This is a genomic window from Microtetraspora sp. AC03309 (assembly GCF_020826795.1).
GTDB lineage: Bacteria > Actinomycetota > Actinomycetes > Streptosporangiales > Streptosporangiaceae > Microtetraspora > Microtetraspora glauca.
Genome location: NZ_JADDIL010000380.1, coordinates 1 through 587 on the forward strand (window position 1 = coordinate 1; position 587 = coordinate 587).

The window sequence follows — 587 nt, forward strand, 5'->3', positions numbered from 1 at the left end:
GTGCTGTCGGGCCGGTTGAGCGTCACCGACAGCACGCCGTCCTCAAGGGCGACGGATACGTCTTTTACGTCGGGGTATTCGCGGGTCACGGTCATCTATGCACCTTAGGTCTGGCGGGCCAGAGGCCCGTTGGCGGCGGGGCCGGTTATGGCCATGCCGGTCGAGAAGGTTATACAAGTAAGCTATGTCACCGGTCAACCAAGGCCTAACACGCGAAGGGCGGAAGAGCATGGCAGGACCACTGCAGGGTTTACGCGTTGTGGAGTTGGCCGGCATCGGCCCCGGCCCGCACGCGGCGATGATTCTCGGCGACCTGGGTGCCGACGTCGTGCGCGTCGAACGACCGGGCCGCACCGGGGGAGTGCCCGCCGGTGAACGCGACTCGATGTTGCGCAACCGCCGTTCGGTCGCGGCTGATCTCAAGAGTGACGAGGGACGCGAGCTGGTGCTCAAGCTGATCTCCAAGGCCGACGTGCTGATCGAGGGCTATCGGCCCGGTGTCACCGAACGTCTGGGCCTGGGCCCCGAGGATTGCGCCAAGATCAACGACCGGCTGATCTACGCCCGCATGACGGGCTGGGGCCAGG

General features: G+C 65.8%; 1 protein-coding gene. It reads left to right on the forward strand.

Annotation, left to right across the window (positions count from 1 at the left end):
* Positions 1 to 229 precede the first annotated feature (229 nt).
* The coding region (locus IMZ11_RS43435) for a CoA transferase (protein ID WP_228649519.1) at positions 230 to 587 on the forward strand (358 nt) is incomplete at its 3' end.